This is a genomic window from Sphingopyxis sp. EG6 (assembly GCF_003609815.1).
Taxonomy (GTDB): Bacteria; Pseudomonadota; Alphaproteobacteria; order Sphingomonadales; family Sphingomonadaceae; genus Sphingopyxis.
This window is the reverse complement of the sequence record NZ_AP017603.1, coordinates 2,287,189-2,302,354: the sequence shown is the minus strand read 5'-3', so window position 1 is coordinate 2,302,354 and position 15,166 is coordinate 2,287,189. Positions and strand designations below refer to the sequence as shown.

General features: G+C 63.9%; 13 protein-coding genes, 1 tRNA gene and 2 pseudogenes. 11 read left to right on the top strand and 5 right to left on the bottom strand.

Going from position 1 to position 15,166, the window contains the following annotated elements; all coding sequences use genetic code 11:
* Nucleotides 1–58 precede the first annotated feature (58 nt).
* The 7 genes and pseudogenes from infA (at nucleotide 59) to SPYCW_RS11135 (ending at nucleotide 5,283) form a co-directional block, all read left to right on the top strand.
* On the top strand, nucleotides 59–277 hold the full coding sequence (infA, locus tag SPYCW_RS11165) for a translation initiation factor IF-1 (RefSeq protein WP_120216844.1): 219 nt from the start codon (nucleotides 59–61) through the stop codon (nucleotides 275–277).
* Nucleotides 278–303: 26 nt separating this feature from the next.
* On the top strand, nucleotides 304–876 hold the full coding sequence (locus tag SPYCW_RS11160; protein WP_120216842.1) for a Maf family protein: 573 nt from the start codon (nucleotides 304–306) through the stop codon (nucleotides 874–876).
* On the top strand, nucleotides 869–1,852 hold the full coding sequence (locus SPYCW_RS11155; RefSeq protein ID WP_120216840.1) for a ribonuclease E/G: 984 nt from the start codon (nucleotides 869–871) through the stop codon (nucleotides 1,850–1,852). The genes SPYCW_RS11160 and SPYCW_RS11155 overlap by 8 nt, the downstream gene beginning before the upstream one ends.
* Nucleotides 1,842–2,024, top strand: a complete 183-nt coding sequence (locus SPYCW_RS11150) for a DNA gyrase inhibitor YacG (RefSeq protein ID WP_120216839.1) — start codon at nucleotides 1,842–1,844, stop codon at nucleotides 2,022–2,024. Before SPYCW_RS11155 ends, SPYCW_RS11150 begins: the two co-directional genes overlap by 11 nt.
* A gap of 96 nt (nucleotides 2,025–2,120) precedes the next feature.
* A tRNA-Phe gene (locus tag SPYCW_RS11145) sits at nucleotides 2,121–2,196 on the top strand.
* A 38-nt stretch (nucleotides 2,197–2,234) separates the two neighbouring features.
* A pseudogene (locus SPYCW_RS11140) lies at nucleotides 2,235–2,432 on the top strand (pseudouridine synthase); the annotation flags it as partial.
* A 212-nt stretch (nucleotides 2,433–2,644) separates the two neighbouring features.
* Nucleotides 2,645–5,283, top strand: a pseudogene (locus tag SPYCW_RS11135) (TonB-dependent receptor).
* Nucleotides 5,284–5,395: 112 nt separating this feature from the next.
* Here the strand turns inward: SPYCW_RS11135 and SPYCW_RS11130 are convergent.
* Nucleotides 5,396–8,383 carry a TonB-dependent receptor gene (locus tag SPYCW_RS11130; RefSeq protein ID WP_120216837.1) on the bottom strand — a complete coding sequence of 996 codons (2,988 nt, stop codon included), beginning with the start codon at nucleotides 8,381–8,383 and terminating at the stop codon, nucleotides 5,396–5,398.
* A gap of 437 nt (nucleotides 8,384–8,820) precedes the next feature.
* Here SPYCW_RS11130 and folE point away from each other — a divergent pair, with 437 nt between their 5' ends.
* On the top strand, nucleotides 8,821–9,423 hold the full coding sequence (gene folE / locus SPYCW_RS11125) for a GTP cyclohydrolase I FolE (RefSeq protein ID WP_120216835.1): 603 nt from the start codon (nucleotides 8,821–8,823) through the stop codon (nucleotides 9,421–9,423).
* A 588-nt stretch (nucleotides 9,424–10,011) separates the two neighbouring features.
* On the opposite strand, the gene rplI is transcribed toward folE, so the two are convergent.
* Genes rplI through rpsF form a run of 3 tightly spaced genes read right to left on the bottom strand, consistent with a single transcriptional unit; the run spans nucleotide 10,012 to nucleotide 11,260 of the window.
* A complete protein-coding gene (rplI, locus tag SPYCW_RS11120) occupies nucleotides 10,012–10,641 on the bottom strand; it encodes a 50S ribosomal protein L9 (RefSeq protein ID WP_120216833.1) in 630 nt (209 codons plus the stop codon).
* Nucleotides 10,642–10,655: 14 nt separating this feature from the next.
* Complete coding sequence (rpsR, locus tag SPYCW_RS11115) at nucleotides 10,656–10,880, bottom strand: 30S ribosomal protein S18 (RefSeq protein ID WP_088440322.1); 225 nt, start codon at nucleotides 10,878–10,880, stop codon at nucleotides 10,656–10,658.
* A gap of 11 nt (nucleotides 10,881–10,891) precedes the next feature.
* On the bottom strand, nucleotides 10,892–11,260 hold the full coding sequence (gene rpsF, locus SPYCW_RS11110) for a 30S ribosomal protein S6 (RefSeq protein ID WP_120218261.1): 369 nt from the start codon (nucleotides 11,258–11,260) through the stop codon (nucleotides 10,892–10,894).
* Between the two features lie 253 nt (nucleotides 11,261–11,513).
* On the opposite strand from rpsF, the gene SPYCW_RS11105 reads away from it, so the two are divergent.
* On the top strand, nucleotides 11,514–11,795 hold the full coding sequence (locus tag SPYCW_RS11105; RefSeq protein WP_145985977.1) for a hypothetical protein: 282 nt from the start codon (nucleotides 11,514–11,516) through the stop codon (nucleotides 11,793–11,795).
* Here the strand turns inward: SPYCW_RS11105 and SPYCW_RS11100 are convergent.
* A complete protein-coding gene (locus tag SPYCW_RS11100) occupies nucleotides 11,792–13,174 on the bottom strand; it encodes a Mur ligase family protein (protein WP_120216830.1) in 1,383 nt (460 codons plus the stop codon). The genes SPYCW_RS11105 and SPYCW_RS11100 overlap by 4 nt on opposite strands.
* Nucleotides 13,175–13,329: 155 nt before the next feature.
* Between SPYCW_RS11100 and SPYCW_RS11095 the strand changes: the two genes are divergently transcribed.
* Together SPYCW_RS11095 and fabD are read left to right on the top strand one after the other, a co-directional pair.
* On the top strand, nucleotides 13,330–14,157 hold the full coding sequence (locus SPYCW_RS11095; protein ID WP_120216829.1) for an LD-carboxypeptidase: 828 nt from the start codon (nucleotides 13,330–13,332) through the stop codon (nucleotides 14,155–14,157).
* Between the two features lie 45 nt (nucleotides 14,158–14,202).
* Nucleotides 14,203–15,141 (top strand): ACP S-malonyltransferase, encoded by a 939-nt coding sequence (fabD, locus tag SPYCW_RS11090; protein WP_120216828.1) that lies wholly within the window; start codon nucleotides 14,203–14,205, stop codon nucleotides 15,139–15,141.
* Nucleotides 15,142–15,166 lie beyond the last annotated feature (25 nt).

Below are 15,166 nucleotides of genomic sequence, written 5' to 3'. Positions count from 1 at the left end.
TCGCGGCATTTTGCGGCTATGGGCGCGCATCCTTATTTTGTGAGATCCTAGAGGACTGATGGCGAAAGAAGAACTTCTGGAGATGCGCGGCCAAGTGGTCGAACTGCTGCCCAACGCGATGTTTCGCGTCAAACTGGAAAACAACCACGAGATTCTGGGCCATACGGCCGGAAAGATGCGCAAGAACCGCATCCGCGTTCTGGTTGGCGACGAAGTGCTCGTCGAACTCACCCCCTATGACCTGACCAAGGGTCGGATCACCTATCGCTTCAAGTGAGCGGCGCGGCGAAAACTCCTGCGCCCATGCCGGGACTGGTTCTCGCTTCGACTTCGCCCCGGCGGCGTGAGCTGCTGGCGCGCATCGGCGTGATCCCGGCACGGATCGCGTCCCCCGACATCGACGAAACGCCGCTGAAGGCCGAACTGCCGCGTGATTATGTCGCGCGGCTGGCCAAGGGCAAGGCACTGGCGGTCGCGCGTGCGCCGGACGAGGTGGTGCTCGCGGGCGACACGACCGTCGCGGTCGGGCGCCGCATCTTGGAAAAACCCGCCGACGAGGCGGATCTGCGCCGCATGCTCGGCCTGCTGTCGGGGCGGCGGCACCATGTCTATTCGGGGCTGTGCGTCGTCGGGACCGACGGCAAGGCGCGCGTGCGCGTGGCAGATACCGTCGTCGCGTTCAAGGTGCTGAGTGCCGCCGAGATCGAATGGTATGTCGCTTCGGGTGAAGGCATGGGCAAGGCTGGCGGTTATGCGATCCAGGGGCGCGCCGAAACGTTTGTCCGTTTCCTGTCGGGCAGCCACTCGAACGTCGTCGGACTGCCGCTGTTTGAAACACGCACCTTGCTGACCAGCGCGGGCATCCCCCTTGGTTGAATGGCTGTACGAAGCCGGGATCGGCGAAGCGCGCGCGGCGCTGGTTGACGGCGACGACATTCTGGAAGCACGGATCGAACGCGAAGGGACCGGGCCGCGTGTCGGGGCGGTGGTCGCGGCGCAGCTGGTCGAAGCAGGCAGATCGGCGCTGGTGACGCTCGACTGGCCCGGTGCGCCCACCGCGACCCTGACCGGATTGCCGCCAGCGGCATCGATCGGCGCCGCGCTGACCGTCGAGATCACCCGTATGGCGCTGCGCGAACGCGGGCGCGACAAGCCGGCGCGTGCGCGGTTGGCCGACGCAGGCGCGGCGCCCGGCGACGGTCCCGACCTGCGCGCGCGGATCGCAGCCAGCGGCCTGCCGGTAACCGAGCTGCGCCCGACCGATCCCGATCGGCTGGAACAGGCGGGCTGGTCCGAATTGATCGATCATGTCCGCACCGGTCACTGGCCCTTCGACGGCGGCGCGCTGTGGGTCGATGCGACCCCGGCGATGGTGCTGATCGACATTGATGGCGGCGGTGATGCGCTGACGCTGGCCCAGGTCGGTGCAAAGGCCGCGGCTGCAGTGATCCGCTGCTGCGACATCGGCGGTTCGATCGGCATCGATTTCCCCTCGCTCTCCGATCGCAAGGGGCGCCACATGATCGACGCCGCAGTCGATGCGGCACTGCCGCAGCCTTATGAGCGCACCGCGGTAAACGGCTTTGGGTTGATGCAGATCATACGCCGCCGCGATCGTCCGTCGCTGATCGAACAGGTCGTGCTCGATCCGGTCGCCACCGATGCGGCGCTGTTGCTGCGGCAGGCTGAGCGTGCGGTGGGGGCGGGGGTGTTGACGCTGACCGCGCGGCCCGCGGTGATCGACCATATCGCGGCGCATCCGGCGTGGACCGCGCTGTTGCAAAGACGGACCGGACGTCCGGTCCAACTGACCGCCGACGCCGCGAGCAAAGGAACCGGACATGCCCAATAAACCGCCGCGCTGTCCGCTCTGCGGCAAGCCGCGCGAGCCGGAGTTCAAACCCTTTTGCAGTCGCGGCTGCCGCGACCGCGACCTCTTGAACTGGTTCGGCGAAGACTATCGCGTCGCCGCGACGCAGGCGCCCGACGGGACCGCCGACAGCGATCGTTTCGACGAAAGTTGACGCGGAAAATCGGACATCACAAAGCCACTGGACAGGACTACAAGCCCTGCCTATAGCCGCCGCTCGCCAGCGCGACCAACGGGTCGCAGCGGCCCTGCCCGGGTAGCTCAGTTGGTAGAGCATGCGATTGAAAATCGCAGTGTCGGCGGTTCGATCCCGTCCCCGGGCACCACTATCCCAGCCGCTGGAATCAAGCCGCCCGAACTTTGACCGGGCGATCCGCCGGTGCGTTTTCGCAAGAGCGTCGCCGACAGCTGGCTGGAGATCGTCATCACCGATGGAGGCAATCGTCAGGTGCGGCGGATGACCGCGGCGGTGGGCTACCCGACGCTACGGCTTGTGCGGTTAGGCATCGGCGCCTGGGCGCTGGGCGATCGGGTGCCCGGCGCATGGCGCGCGGTGGGCTAGCGCATTTGCAGGGCTTTCGGGGCTCGCGCGCGACGCTTATGTTGCAGTGCAAACTGTTGCTTTTCGGACACAAATGCGAAGAAAAACGGAATTACCTGATGCCGCCGCGTTGACGCGGCGCGCGCGGCAACTACAGCGGCCTGTTCCGGTGGGGCATCTCCCTCTTTGGCCGCAGGGCCGCGCTTGCACCGGTTTGGAGAGAGAGAGACATCATGACTTTGCGCAACCTTTTGCTGGGCGCCACGATGCTGTGCGCCAGCGCCACCCCCGCCATCGCTTTTGCCCAGGACGCCGCCCCCGCCGACGACAGCGCGGTCGCGGTCGACGATGCCGATTATGGCAATGACATCATCGTGACCGCGTCGAAGCGGTCGCAGACGTTGCAGGACACGCCGGTCGCCGTTTCGGTGACGTCGGCGGCGCAGCTGGAGGAATCGCAGATCCGCGACCTCATCGACCTGCAGACCGCGGTCCCTAGCCTCCGCGTGTCGCAGCTCCAGTCGAGCGCCAACACCAACTTCATCATCCGCGGTTTCGGTAACGGTGCCAACAATGCCGGTATCGAACCGTCGGTCGGCGTGTTCATCGACGGCGTGTATCGGTCGCGCTCGGCCGCCCAGATCGGCGACCTTCCGAACGTCGAACGCATCGAAGTGCTGCGCGGGCCGCAGTCGACCCTGTTTGGCAAGAACGCATCGGCGGGCGTCATCAGCATCGTCACGCAAAAGCCGCAGTATGAATTCGGCGGTTCGGCCGAAGTGACCTATGGCAATTTCGACGCGATCACCGTCAAGGGCGACGTGACCGGGCCGATCAGCGAGACGGTCGCCTTCTCGATCGGCGGCAGCTACAATCGCCGCGACGGCTATGCGCAGGATCTGAAGCTTGGCACCGACGTCAACGACCGCAACCGTTGGGGCGTGCGCGGCCAGCTCCTGTTCGAACCGACCGACGCGCTGTCGATCCGCCTGATCGGCGATTATGACAAGATCGACGAAAATTGCTGCATCGCCGGCAACGTCATCGCCGGTCCGACCGTTGCCATCACCAACGCGCTGGCGGGCGGCCCCAGCGTCGATGCGAACAACCCCTTTTCGTACAATGTGTACAACAACTTCCTGTCGTCGAACGAGATCGAAAACTACGGCGGTTCGGGTCAGATCGACTATGACCTCGGCAACCTCGCGCTGACCTCGATCACCGCGTACCGCAAGGTCAAGGCGCTGACCAACCAGGATTCGGATTTCACCGGCGCCGACCTGATCGGTGAAAACAGCCAGGACCTGGGGATCAACACCTTCACCCAGGAACTGCGCGTCACGTCGGATTTTGACGGCCCGATCAACTTCCTGCTCGGCGGCTATTATTTCAACGAGAAGATCCGGCAGAAGAACGACATCCGCTTCGGCACCCAGTTCCGCCCCTATGGCGACCAGCTGATCCGCGCCGCGAGCGGCAATGCGCTCAACGTCGCGCTGCTCGAAGGCACGTTCGGCGCGCTCGAGGGCGCCCCGACCCGCTATCTCGGCACCTTCTTCCGCGCCGGCGACGGGCTCGACGAAGCCTATCGGATGAAGGACGAAGCGTTCTCGATCTTTGGCACGCTTGACTTTGAAGTGACCGACCGGCTGACCCTGTCGTTCGGCGGCAACTACACCAAGGACCGCAAGAATTTTTCGACCAATGTGATCAGCACCGACACCTTCTCGGGGCTCAATCTCGACGCGCCGCAATATGCGCCGTTCCGCAACCAGCTGCTGTTCCAGGGCGGCTTGGCGCAGACGATCGGCGGCCCGAGCGTGCTCAACCTCGGTCGTTCGGCAACCGCGGCTGAAATCGGCGCGTTTGCAGCGGCGAACCCGGCGGCTTTCGCGGGGATTTCGGGACAGGTACAGGCTTTTGCCAACGCCAATCAGAACAACCCGGCGGCGAACCCGCTTAATGGGCTGAAGGCATTCCAGTTCCTGCCGCCGTTCCTGAACGTCCCCAATTCGGTCGAGGATGGGAAGACCAGCGACGGCGATTTTTCATACAGCGTTCGCGCCGCCTATGAGGTGACCGACACCGTCAACGTCTATGCGACTTATGCGACCGGCTTCAAGGCGAGCTCGGTCAACCTGTCGCGCGACAGCCGTCCGCTCGCGTCGGACCTGGCGGCGATCACCGCTGCGGGCCTGCGCACCCCGAACCTGGCGACGGGCTCGCGCTTTGCGGCGCCCGAAGAATCGACGGTCTATGAATTCGGGATCAAGGGCCAGTGGGACGTCGCGGCGGTCAACGTCGCGGTGTTCAAGCAGTCGATCAAGGGAACGTGTTCACCGGCACCGGCTTCGCCCTGGCCAACGCCGGCAAGCAGTCGACTTTTGGCATCGAGTTCGACGGGTCGGTGCGGCCGGTCGAGGGGCTGAACCTGACGCTGGCGGCGACCTATCTCGACGCCAAGTACGACAGCTTCGTCAATTCGGCGTTCGGCGACATCTCGGGCACGACCCCTGCAGGCATCCCGGCGCTGTCGATGTCGATGGGCGCCACCTATACGCATGAATTTGCGGGCGGGACGAAGGCGATCGCGCACGTCGACTACAGCTATGAAAGCCCGGTCCAGATCGTCGAAGGCCTGAGCGGTTTCCCGGCAGGCGTGGCCGAAAGCCTGCAGCGCGAGGTGAACTCGCTCAACGCGTCGTTCACGGTTCGCCTGACCAATGGCCTCGACGTTGGCGTGTGGGGACGCAACCTGACCAACGCGGAGTATCTGACGACGATCTTCCCGGCCGTGGCGCAGGCGGGCAGCGTGTCGGGCTATCCCAGCCAGCCGCGCACCTATGGCGGCACCGTTCGCTTCAAATTCTGATCGCGGCGGGCTGGGGCGCTCGAACGCTTCGGCCCTCCGGTCAGCGGACAAAAGAAACCCCGACCTCTCGATGGAGAGGCCGGGGTTTTTTGTCGGCGTTGCCGCCGGTCGCTTAGAACTTCACGCCCGCCGCGATGCCGTAGCGGCGCGGTTCGAGGGTGAAGATGTTGGTGTAGTTACCCGACGACTGGTCGGTGATGTACAGCCCGGTGACGCTGGCCGAGTCGAAGACGTTCTGGATGAAGCCTTTGACATACCATTTCTCGTCGGGGCCGTTGAGCTGCAGCTGGGCATTGACCTGGGCATAGCCCTTGATCCGGTTCACATTGCCGTTGAAGATGCTGCCGTAGCTTTCGCCGGTGTAGGCGAGGTCGAGGCGGGGAACGAGCGTCATGTCGCCGCCGCCCAGCCGCGCGGTATATTGCACGCCGGCGCTGAACTTGTAGTTCGGTGCCTGCGGCAGCTGGTTGCCCTTGATGTTGACGGGAACCCCGGCGGAGAAATATTCGATCCCGCCGAAAGCGGTCGGATTGAGCCCCGCCCCGGCAAAGGCGCCGGCTGCCGCTGCTTCCATGACGCCGCAGATGCTGAACGCGCCGGTCGACGCGATGCCGCCGTCGGCAGGGAAGGCGGTGGTGGGTTGCAGGCCGGCTCCGCCCTGGACACCGGGAACGAAGCCGCCGTTGATGACCTGCTGCACCCCGTTCACAAAGGCATTGACCCCGGCGACGTTGCCCGACCGCGACGCCACGGCGCAGTTCGCGGCATTGGTGATGTCCTTGATGATCACCGCGTCAGAGCGGCCACCGCCAAAGTCGCGCGGATTGCTGGTGAACTTGTCGTCGCTGACCTTGCTGTGCAGGTAGCTGAAGCCCAGGTTGATCACCAGGTCCGGGTCGGGCCGCACGATCGCTTCGGCTTCGAACCCGTAAATGTTGGCGCTGACATTGTCGTTGACCGCGGTGCGGGCGACGATCTTGCTCAGCTGAAGATCCTTATATTTGTAATAGAAGGCGGTCAGGTTCAGCTGGAGCGCGCCGTTGCCGAAGCTGTTCTTCGACCCGATTTCGAACGCGTCGACCTGTTCGGGGGCGAAGCTTTCGGGAACCGCAAAGATCGGCTGCAGCGGCGGGTTGATCCCGCCCGATTTATATCCGCGCGAATAGGACGCATAGATCAGATTGTCGTCGGTGACCTTGAAGTCGAGGACGGCGCGTCCGGTCAGCTTGTTGAACTTGACCTGGCGTGACTGGATGATCTGATTGCCCGGCGTGCCCGGATCGGCATCGAACGACCCGACGAACGGCGATCCGAACACGGTGTCGCTGGTTCCGCCATGCGGGGCCAGGAAGCTGGCGAGCGTCGAGCGCGCCGTGACCGCCTTTTTGTCATTGTTGTAACGCAGGCCTGCCGTCAGTTTCAGCCGGTCGCTGAACTCGAAATAGGCTTCACCGAACAGGCCGTAGGACGTGATCTTGAGGTCGTCGGTGTTGTTGCGGAAAAAGGGCGTCGCCAGGAACGACGGCGGCAACGGACCGCCCGCAGCGGGCGGATTGGTCGCCGCGGTGAATGCACCCAACACCCCGGTCAGATAATCGATGGGGAAGGCGTTCACATAATAGCTGTTCTCGGTCAGATGATAATCGGCATAGATGCCGCCGACCAGGAAGTTGAACGGTCCGTCGAAATCGCTGGTCAAAATGCCTTCGACCGACCAGCTGCTGTTATTCTGGTTCGACCGGTCGAATTGCAGCGACTGATCGCTACAGATTTTTTTGCCGCCATAGGAGCCATATCCGGTCTCCTCTGCGAGCGAGGTGCAGAGCTGGCCGGTGGGACCGTTGGGAATGATCGCCGCGGCGACCGGCGCAAAATAGGGGGTGAACGCGGCACCCAGCGCGCCGCCAGCCGCCGCCTGCAAGGTCGCGAGGCCGCCCGCGTAGAGCGCGCGGTTGCCAACATTGCTGTTATAATCCTGCGAAGCGTCCAGTTTGACCTTTTGATACTGGCCCGACACCTGCAGCGACACCGGCCCGAAATTATGTTCGATCTGGCCCTGAACGGTCAGTTCGCTGGTGAAATAGCTGGGGGTGTAAGCGGTGTTCACCACCCGCGGATCGGCGGGAACGGTGGTGTTGGCATAGACGTCGGGGCCATAAAGGCTGCCTAGCGCGAATGCAGTGGGGATCCCCCGGATGGCGAGGAATTCACGCGATGTCAGCGCCGCAGTGAAGGTGGCGTTGCCGTTGAACGGTGCGTTGTCGCGGCGGGTGTTGAGACAGCCCAAAATGCCGGTCGGATCGCGCTGGCAAAGCTGTTTCTGGATACGGGTGCGTTGGTCCCTTTCGTGGAAATAGGACGCCAGAATGTCGATCGTCGTGTCGTCGCTGGGTTCCCAGCGCAGCGAGCCGCGGACCGAGTAGAGATCGCGATCGTCGATACGGGTGTTGAGGAAGGCGTTGCGAGTATAGCCGTCGCGGTTCAGGTAGATGCCCGCAACGCGGAACGCCATATTGTCCCCGAGCGGGATGTTGACCATCCCCTTGCCCTTGATCGAATTATAATTGCCATATTCGCCCTCGGCGGCGGCTTCGAACGTCCCGAGCTTGGGCTTGGCGGTGATCACGTTGACCACGCCCGACGTTGCGTTGCGGCCGAACAGCGTACCCTGCGGCCCGCGCAGAACTTCGACGCGTTCCAAGTCGTAGAATTCGGTTTCGAACAGGCGGGTCGAAAACAGCGGGTCGCCGTTCAGATGGATCGCGGTCGCGCTGTCGCAGGTGGTGCCGACGCACAGGTCGCCGATGCCGCGGATCGTAAAGCTGGCGCCGGTAAAGTTGGTTTTTGTAAAGGTCACATTGGGCAGGGTCAGCTGCAAATCCGACGGCGTCTTGATCTGCTGCGCTTCCAGGGCTTCGGACGAAAAGGCGCTGACCGCGATCGGCACGTCCTGGAGCCGTTCGGACTGACGCTGTGCCGTGACGACAATTTCGCCGCCGAACGCGTCGCGTTCGACTTCTTCCGCCGGATCCTGCGCCCACGCGGGTGTCGCCACCGCCATCGCAAGAATCGACGTTCCGATCAGTGCCTTGAACTTCATTTACAGCCTCCCTTTTTCGAACCCGCGCACTGCGGGGCCGCCCAAATTCAAATTGTGGTAAGGGGAGGGGATAGGACCAGACATGGCAAAGGCTGTCCGACCGAAACGGCCGGATGCCCGGGTGTATCCCACTTGCCAGCTGTGCTGGTCATCGTCCTCTCCCACCGGCGTCGGGGAAAAACGCCGGCCTCTCCGGATCACGACCCGCTTGAGCGGGTTCTGTAATGCAACCCAAAGGTGCGCTTAGTTGACGCGAGCGTCAAGCCACTTGTTCGATCTGGAAAGCGACATGAAATGGGGCAGTTGCAAAGATGCAAAATCCCAAGTTTCCGCAACGTAAACTTGCGCACGCCGCAATATTGTTGTCGTTCGACCCTTGTTTATCTAGGCGTGGGCACCGAAATGTGCGGCAAGAATGCAACAGTGAAAGTGGGGCGATGAGCGACAGCAAGGTTGAAGTGGGAGCGGACGGCAAGGTGGTCGTTCCCGACCATGTCGCGGACGCGGTGCGGACGCTGATCGAATGGGCCGGCGACGATCCGGCGCGCGAGGGATTGCTCGATACGCCCAAGCGCGTGGCGCGCGCGTGGAAGGAATATTGCAGCGGCTATGCCGACGATCCGGCGATCCACCTGGCGCGCACCTTTGAAGAGGTGGGGGGCTATGACGAGCTCGTGCTGCTGAAGGATATTCCGTTCCAGTCGCATTGCGAACATCACATGGCGCCGATCACCGGCAAGGCGTCGATCGCCTATATGCCGCGCGACCGCGTCGTCGGCATTTCCAAGCTGGCGCGCGTGCTCAACGGCTATGCCCGGCGGTTGCAAGTACAGGAACGGCTGACCGCCGAGGTCGCGCGCTGCATCTGGGACAATCTGCACCCGCACGGTGTTGCGGTGGTGATCGATGCGCAGCATGGCTGCATGACCGGGCGTGGCGTGCGTACCCCCGGGGTGGGGATGGTGACGAGCCGGTTGCTAGGCTGTTTCCTCGATGATCAGCGCAGCCGCAAGGAAGTGCTGAGTTTGATGGGGTATTGAGGGGGGCGCTGACGACCGATTGCGGACGTACGTCATTTCCTCTCTCCCCTTGTGGGAGAGATACGAAGGCTTGGCAGCTTTGCTGCCTAGCCGCAGTTGAGAGGGGGTTTGCGCGGGCTGGCGTCCGTCCCCTCACCAAGCTTCGCTAGCTCCTGACGGAGCAAGCTGCGCTATCCTCTCCCACAAGGGGAGAGGAGCTTGTGACCGCTCTCCACCCCAAAGCCGCCACCCGCCGCCAAAAACGCTTTCCTACAATCTTCGGCTGTGCCAGCCTTCATCTCAGCTCTTTCCATATGTCGGCAAAAAAGGCGGTCACCGCCCGGATTCCTGACGCGGCCCCGATCCGACCGCCCTATGTCCATCGAGCACGACAATCCGGGCGCCGCAATGGGCTGAACTTTCCTGAACTTTGGGATGATGGCGCGGGACAGGCGCCGCGCGGATCGCGGCTCCAGCCCGCGTAACCGGGGAGCCGAAATGTTCGTTTCCTGCCCATGGGCTGACATTGAACCGTATGGAAAACCAAAGAAAAAGGCTCCGGAACGCCAGGTTCCGGAGCCTTTCCTGTCTCGCGCGAGAGCGAAGGGCTTAAGCCTCTTCGTCCTCGGTCGCAGCCGGAGCTTCCTCGGCAGCGCGTTCCGACGGCGGCGTCGCGTCGTCGAATTCGTCTTCGCTGTCGGGTTCCAGCGCCGAAGCGACGGCTTCGGCCTGTTCTTCTTCGAACATCGCGGCGATGACGTCGATGCCCTGCTTCTGCATTTCGGCTTCGTCGGGCGAACGCGCGACGTTGACGCCGACGGTCACGGCGACCTCGGGGTGCAGCTTGACCTTGACGTCGACCAGGCCGAGCGCCTTGATCGGGCGTTCCAGTTCGACCATCGACTTGGTCACGCCGGTGACGCCGTCTTCGGCGAGGGCGTCGACGATGTCGCGGACCGAAACCGAGCCATAGAGCTGGCCGGTGTTCGACGCCTGGCGGATCAGGACGATCTGCTTGCCGTCGATGTCCTTGGCGCGGACTTCGGCTTCACCGCGACGTTCGGCGTTGTCGGCCTCGATCTTGGTGCGGTTGGCTTCGAACAGCTTGCGGTTCGCGTCGTTCGCGCGCAGCGCCTTGTTGTTGGGCAACAGATAGTTGCGGGCAAAGCCGTTCTTGACGGTGACGACATCGCCGATGCCGCCGAGTTTCTCGATGCGTTCGAGCAGAATGATTTCCATCAGACCAGCCCTCCTTACTTCACAATGTAGGGCAGCAGGCCGATGTGGCGCGAGCGCTTGATCGCTTTCGCCAGCTCACGCTGCTTCTTGGCGGACACCGCGGTAATCCGCGACGGGACGATCTTGCCGCGCTCCGACAGGTAACCCTGGAGCAGGCGGACGTCCTTGTAATCGATGACCGGTGCGTCCTTCGCAGTGAAGGGGCAGGTCTTGCGGCGACGGAAAAAGGGTCGTGCCATGGTCTTTATCCTTATTCTTCGCCGTCGCGGTCACGGCCGCCACGGCCGCCCCGACGTTCCTGCTTGCGCATCATGACCGACGGGCCTTTTTCGAGTTCGTCGACCTTGATCGTCATCCAGCGGATGATGTCTTCGTTGATCGCCGCCTGACGCTCGATCTCTGCGATCGCTTCGCCCGACACTTCGGCCGACAGCATCACATAATGACCCTTGCGGTTCTTTTGAATCTTGTAGGCGAGCTGCTTGAGGCCCCAGGTTTCGGTCTTGTGAACCTGGCCCTTAAATTCGCCGATGACGTTGGTGACGGTTTCCGCCAGCGCATCGACCTGAGCCTGGCTCAGGTCCTGACGCGCGATAAAGACATGCTCGTAAAACGGCATGGTGCGCTTCCTTCGATTTGGCCGATCGCTGACCTGCGCCAATCGCAGGCCCCTCCGGCTGTCGTCTTGCCCTGCGAAATCACTGCAAAGCAAATGGGGCGACGGCAAAGCGCCTCGCCCCAATGGAGCGCGCCTTTACAGATTCGGCGGCGGAAAGCAAGGGTTGGGGCCGGATATTCGACCGCATCTGAAATGGCTTGCTCCGCGGGCCGCGCCGCGCGACACCATGGCAGGGCTTTAGGGGGAAATGGCGATGTTGGAAATTGCGGCGCTGATCGGTCTGTTCAGCTGGGGCATGAACAGCGACCGGCTGACGTGGAAGCATGCGGGCGTCATCCTGCTGCTGGCCAGCCTGTTCGGCGGTCTCGGCGGCTTGATCGCTGGCGTCGACGGGATTCCCCTTGGTGTGGCGATGATTTTCACCATCGCATTCGAACTGATGCTCCAGACGCTCGTCTTCTTCGTGGGCTTCGGTATCGGACGCTATCGCGCGCGCAAGGCCGGGATCAGCAATATCGAGGACACGTTCGGCTAAGCGCCGAGCTTCTCCAGCAATTCCAACCCGAAGTCGGTCAGCGTGTCGTCGCGCGCGCCGAGGATCAGGATGCGGTCCCCCGCCTTCGCTTCATCGAGCATCGCGGCGCCGCAATTGGCGCGGGTGGTCAGATGCACCGCATCGCCGCCGCCCGCGACGATGTCGGCGACCAGCGCTTCGCTGCCGATGCTGCGGTCGACGGTGCCGCCGAAATAGACGGGGTCGCACACGAACAGCCTGTCGCCGTCGCGCATGCCGCCCGCGAAACTGGCCGCGAGTTCCTTGCCCATCTGGCGCAGCGGACCATAACCGTGCGGCTGAAAGAACAGCAAAGCGCGGCCCGGCAGTTCGCTGACCGCTGCGAGCGTCGCGGCGACCTTGTCCGGGTTATGCGCGAAATCGTCGATCACGGTGACGCCGCCGGCCTGACCCAGCACCTCGTAGCGGCGCGCGAGGCCAGTGAAATCGGCCAGCGCCGCGGCTGCGTCGGCGACCGGGATGTTGATCGCGCGCGCCGCCGCGATCGCCGCGAGCGCGTTCATGGCATTGTGCCGCCCGGGCATGCGCAGCCGCACCTCGTGCGCGGTCGCGAGGAAATGAACCTTGAAGCGGCAGCCGTCGGGCAGCGCCTCGAAATCGCTGCCGCGCAGCGCGGCGCCGTCGCCAAAGCCAAAGCGCAGATTATTGTCAGCGTTGAACAGCGGCGCCGATTCGGGATCGTCGGCGTTGATCACCGCGATCCGCGCCTTGGCGACGAAATCGCCGAACAGCGCATGGAGTTCGTCGAGGCTCTTGTGGTCGAGGCTGATGTTGGTGACCACCGCGACGTCGGGGCGATAGAGCGCGATCGACCCGTCGCTTTCGTCGACTTCGCTGACGTACAGCGCGTCGTCGCCGACGAGTGCGCTGGCAAAGGGGTGGTCGGCTTTCGCGAAATTGCGCATCACCGCGCCGTTCATCACCGTCGGCTTTTTCCCGGCGCGATCGAGGATCCAGCCGATCATCCCGGTGACGGTCGATTTGCCGCTGGTCCCGCCGACGCCGATCGCCTTGCCTGCGCCATTGAACAGGGCCGCGTTAAGGTCGGCGCGGGTCATGCGCGCGAGGCCGAGCCTGTTCGCGGCGGCGATGTCGGGGACGCTGTCCTCGACCGCCGCCGAGGCGACCAGCGTCTGGCCCGCGGCGACGCCGCTGCCGTCCTGCGCGAACAGCGCGATACCCTGATCCGCGATCCACGCGAACTTGTCGGCGCTGCGGCCCTGATCGCGGCTGCGGTCAGAGCCCGACACGCTGGCGCCGCGCGCCGCGACGATCATCGCCAGCGGCAACATGCCCGACCCGCCGATACCGCAGAAGAAATAGGATTTGTTTTCCGACATGGCGCGGCGTTATGGGCTTGGCGAGGGGTTTGCAACCGGCACTCACCCCAATTTCCGTTCGTGTCGAGCGAAGTCGAGACACCCATGGGGATGACGTAAGGCCGATGGGCATCTAGACTTCGCTCGATGCGAATGTTTGAGGGGAAGTTTGGTCCATGCGTATCGGGATTGTTGCACCCTCGACCCCGATCCTCCCCGACGATGCCGAGGCGGTGCGCGCGCTCGCCAGCCTCGGCTACCCCGACGTCGAGCTTGAGTTCGATCCGCAATGTTTCGCGACACACGGCCATTTCGCGGGCGAGGACGGACATCGTTTCGCGGCGCTGGTCGAAATGGCGAACCGCCCGGACATCGACGCCCTGTGGTTTGCGCGCGGCGGCTATGGCGCGTGCCGGATCGCCGAAGACGCGGTTGCGGCGATGACTGACATCGCAAGGGCCAAGGCCTTCCTAGGCTATTCGGATCAGGGTAACCTGCTTGCCTGCCTCTATCGCGACGGTTTCGACCATGTCGCGCACGGCCCGATGGTCGCCGATATCCGGCGCGAGGGCGGTGATGCGGCGGTGCTCCGCGCGCTCGACTGGCTCGTCGCGCGCGATCCGGGCGCGTGCGAGAGCGGGCTCGAACATGGAGCGCGCCACGCGGCGTTTAACCTGATGACGCTGTCGATGCTGCTCGGCACCCCGCTCGAGCCCGATCTGGCGGGGCATGTCCTGCTCGTCGAGGAAGTCAGCGAATATCTCTACGCCTTTGACCGCGCCTTTTTCCACGTCGCAACCTATCTCGGCCCGCGCGGGCTTGCCGGCATCCGGCTGGGGCGCGTCAGCGACGTCCGCGAAAATGACCGGCCGTTCGGGCTGGATGCCGAAGAGATCGCGCAGGGGTGGTGCGCGCGATGCGACATTCCCTATCTTGGCCGTGCCGACATCGGCCACGATGCGGCCAACAAGGTCGTACCCTTCGGCTTGCATCGCGCGGGGTGAGGGAATAGGCGCGGCCCAATCAAAGAACAGGCTAGGGGACGCAACATGCGCGCATTCATCTTTCCGGGTCAGGGCAGCCAGTCGGTCGGCATGGGCAAGGCGCTCGCCGATGCGTCACCCGCGGCGCGCGAAGTGTTTCAGGAGGTCGACGACGCGTTGGGGCAAAAGCTGTTCCAGCTGATGACCGAAGGCCCGGAAGACCAGCTCACCCTCACCGAAAATGCCCAGCCCGCGATCATGGCGAACGCGATTGCGACGCTGCGCGTGCTCGAAAAGGAAGGCGGCGTGATGCTCGCCGCCAAGGCCGACTATGTCGCGGGCCACAGCCTCGGCGAATATAGCGCGCTCTGCGCCGCGGGCGCATTCGACCTCGCGACGACGGCGCGCCTGCTCAAGACGCGCGGGCAGGCGATGCAGGCGGCGGTACCCGTGGGCGTTGGCGCAATGGCGGCGCTGCTCGGCGCCGACATCGACACCGCGCAGAAGCTTGCCGATGCAGCGGCGGAGGGCGAGGTCTGCACCGTCGCCAACGATAACGACCCGTCGCAGGTCGTGATTTCGGGCCACAAGGGCGCGGTCGAGCGTGCGGTCGCGCTGGTCAAGGATTTCGGGATCAAACGCGGCGTGTTGCTCCCCGTCTCGGCGCCCTTCCATTGCTCGCTGATGCAGCCCGCCGCCGACGCGATGGCCGAGGCGCTCGGCGCAAACCCGCCCGCCGCGCCGCTGGTCCCCGTCGTGGCGAATGTCACCGCCAGTCCGGTGAGCGACGGCGACACGATCCGCGACCTGCTCGTCCAACAAGTGACCGGCCGCGTCCGCTGGCGCGAAAGCGTCGCATCGATGGAAGGCATCGGCGTAACGCACTTCGTCGAATTCGGCGGCAAGGTCCTGTCGCCGATGGTGAAGCGCAGCGCGAGCAGTGAGGTCGAGACAGTCAGCGTGATTTCGATGGACGACATCGAAGCGCTGCTCAAGTTGCTCTAAGAATCAGATTTCAGGAGAAATGCAG

What these genes read in the sequence shown, in the direction of transcription:
- fabD (WP_120216828.1), top strand. Translation starts at nt 14,203, where the DNA reads ATGCGCGCATTCATCTTTCCGGGTCAGGGCAGCCAGTCGGTCGGCATG.
- SPYCW_RS11100 (WP_120216830.1), bottom strand. Translation starts at nt 13,174, where the DNA reads ATGTCGGAAAACAAATCCTATTTCTTCTGCGGTATCGGCGGGTCGGGC.
- SPYCW_RS11095 (WP_120216829.1), top strand. Translation starts at nt 13,330, where the DNA reads ATGCGTATCGGGATTGTTGCACCCTCGACCCCGATCCTCCCCGACGAT.
- SPYCW_RS11130 (WP_120216837.1), bottom strand. Translation starts at nt 8,383, where the DNA reads ATGAAGTTCAAGGCACTGATCGGAACGTCGATTCTTGCGATGGCGGTG.
- rplI (WP_120216833.1), bottom strand. Translation starts at nt 10,641, where the DNA reads ATGGAAATCATTCTGCTCGAACGCATCGAGAAACTCGGCGGCATCGGC.
- rpsR (WP_088440322.1), bottom strand. Translation starts at nt 10,880, where the DNA reads ATGGCACGACCCTTTTTCCGTCGCCGCAAGACCTGCCCCTTCACTGCG.
- rpsF (WP_120218261.1), bottom strand. Translation starts at nt 11,260, where the DNA reads ATGCCGTTTTACGAGCATGTCTTTATCGCGCGTCAGGACCTGAGCCAG.
- SPYCW_RS11105 (WP_145985977.1), top strand. Translation starts at nt 11,514, where the DNA reads ATGTTGGAAATTGCGGCGCTGATCGGTCTGTTCAGCTGGGGCATGAAC.
- SPYCW_RS11150 (WP_120216839.1), top strand. Translation starts at nt 1,842, where the DNA reads ATGCCCAATAAACCGCCGCGCTGTCCGCTCTGCGGCAAGCCGCGCGAG.
- infA (WP_120216844.1), top strand. Translation starts at nt 59, where the DNA reads ATGGCGAAAGAAGAACTTCTGGAGATGCGCGGCCAAGTGGTCGAACTG.
- SPYCW_RS11160 (WP_120216842.1), top strand. Translation starts at nt 304, where the DNA reads ATGCCGGGACTGGTTCTCGCTTCGACTTCGCCCCGGCGGCGTGAGCTG.
- folE (WP_120216835.1), top strand. Translation starts at nt 8,821, where the DNA reads ATGAGCGACAGCAAGGTTGAAGTGGGAGCGGACGGCAAGGTGGTCGTT.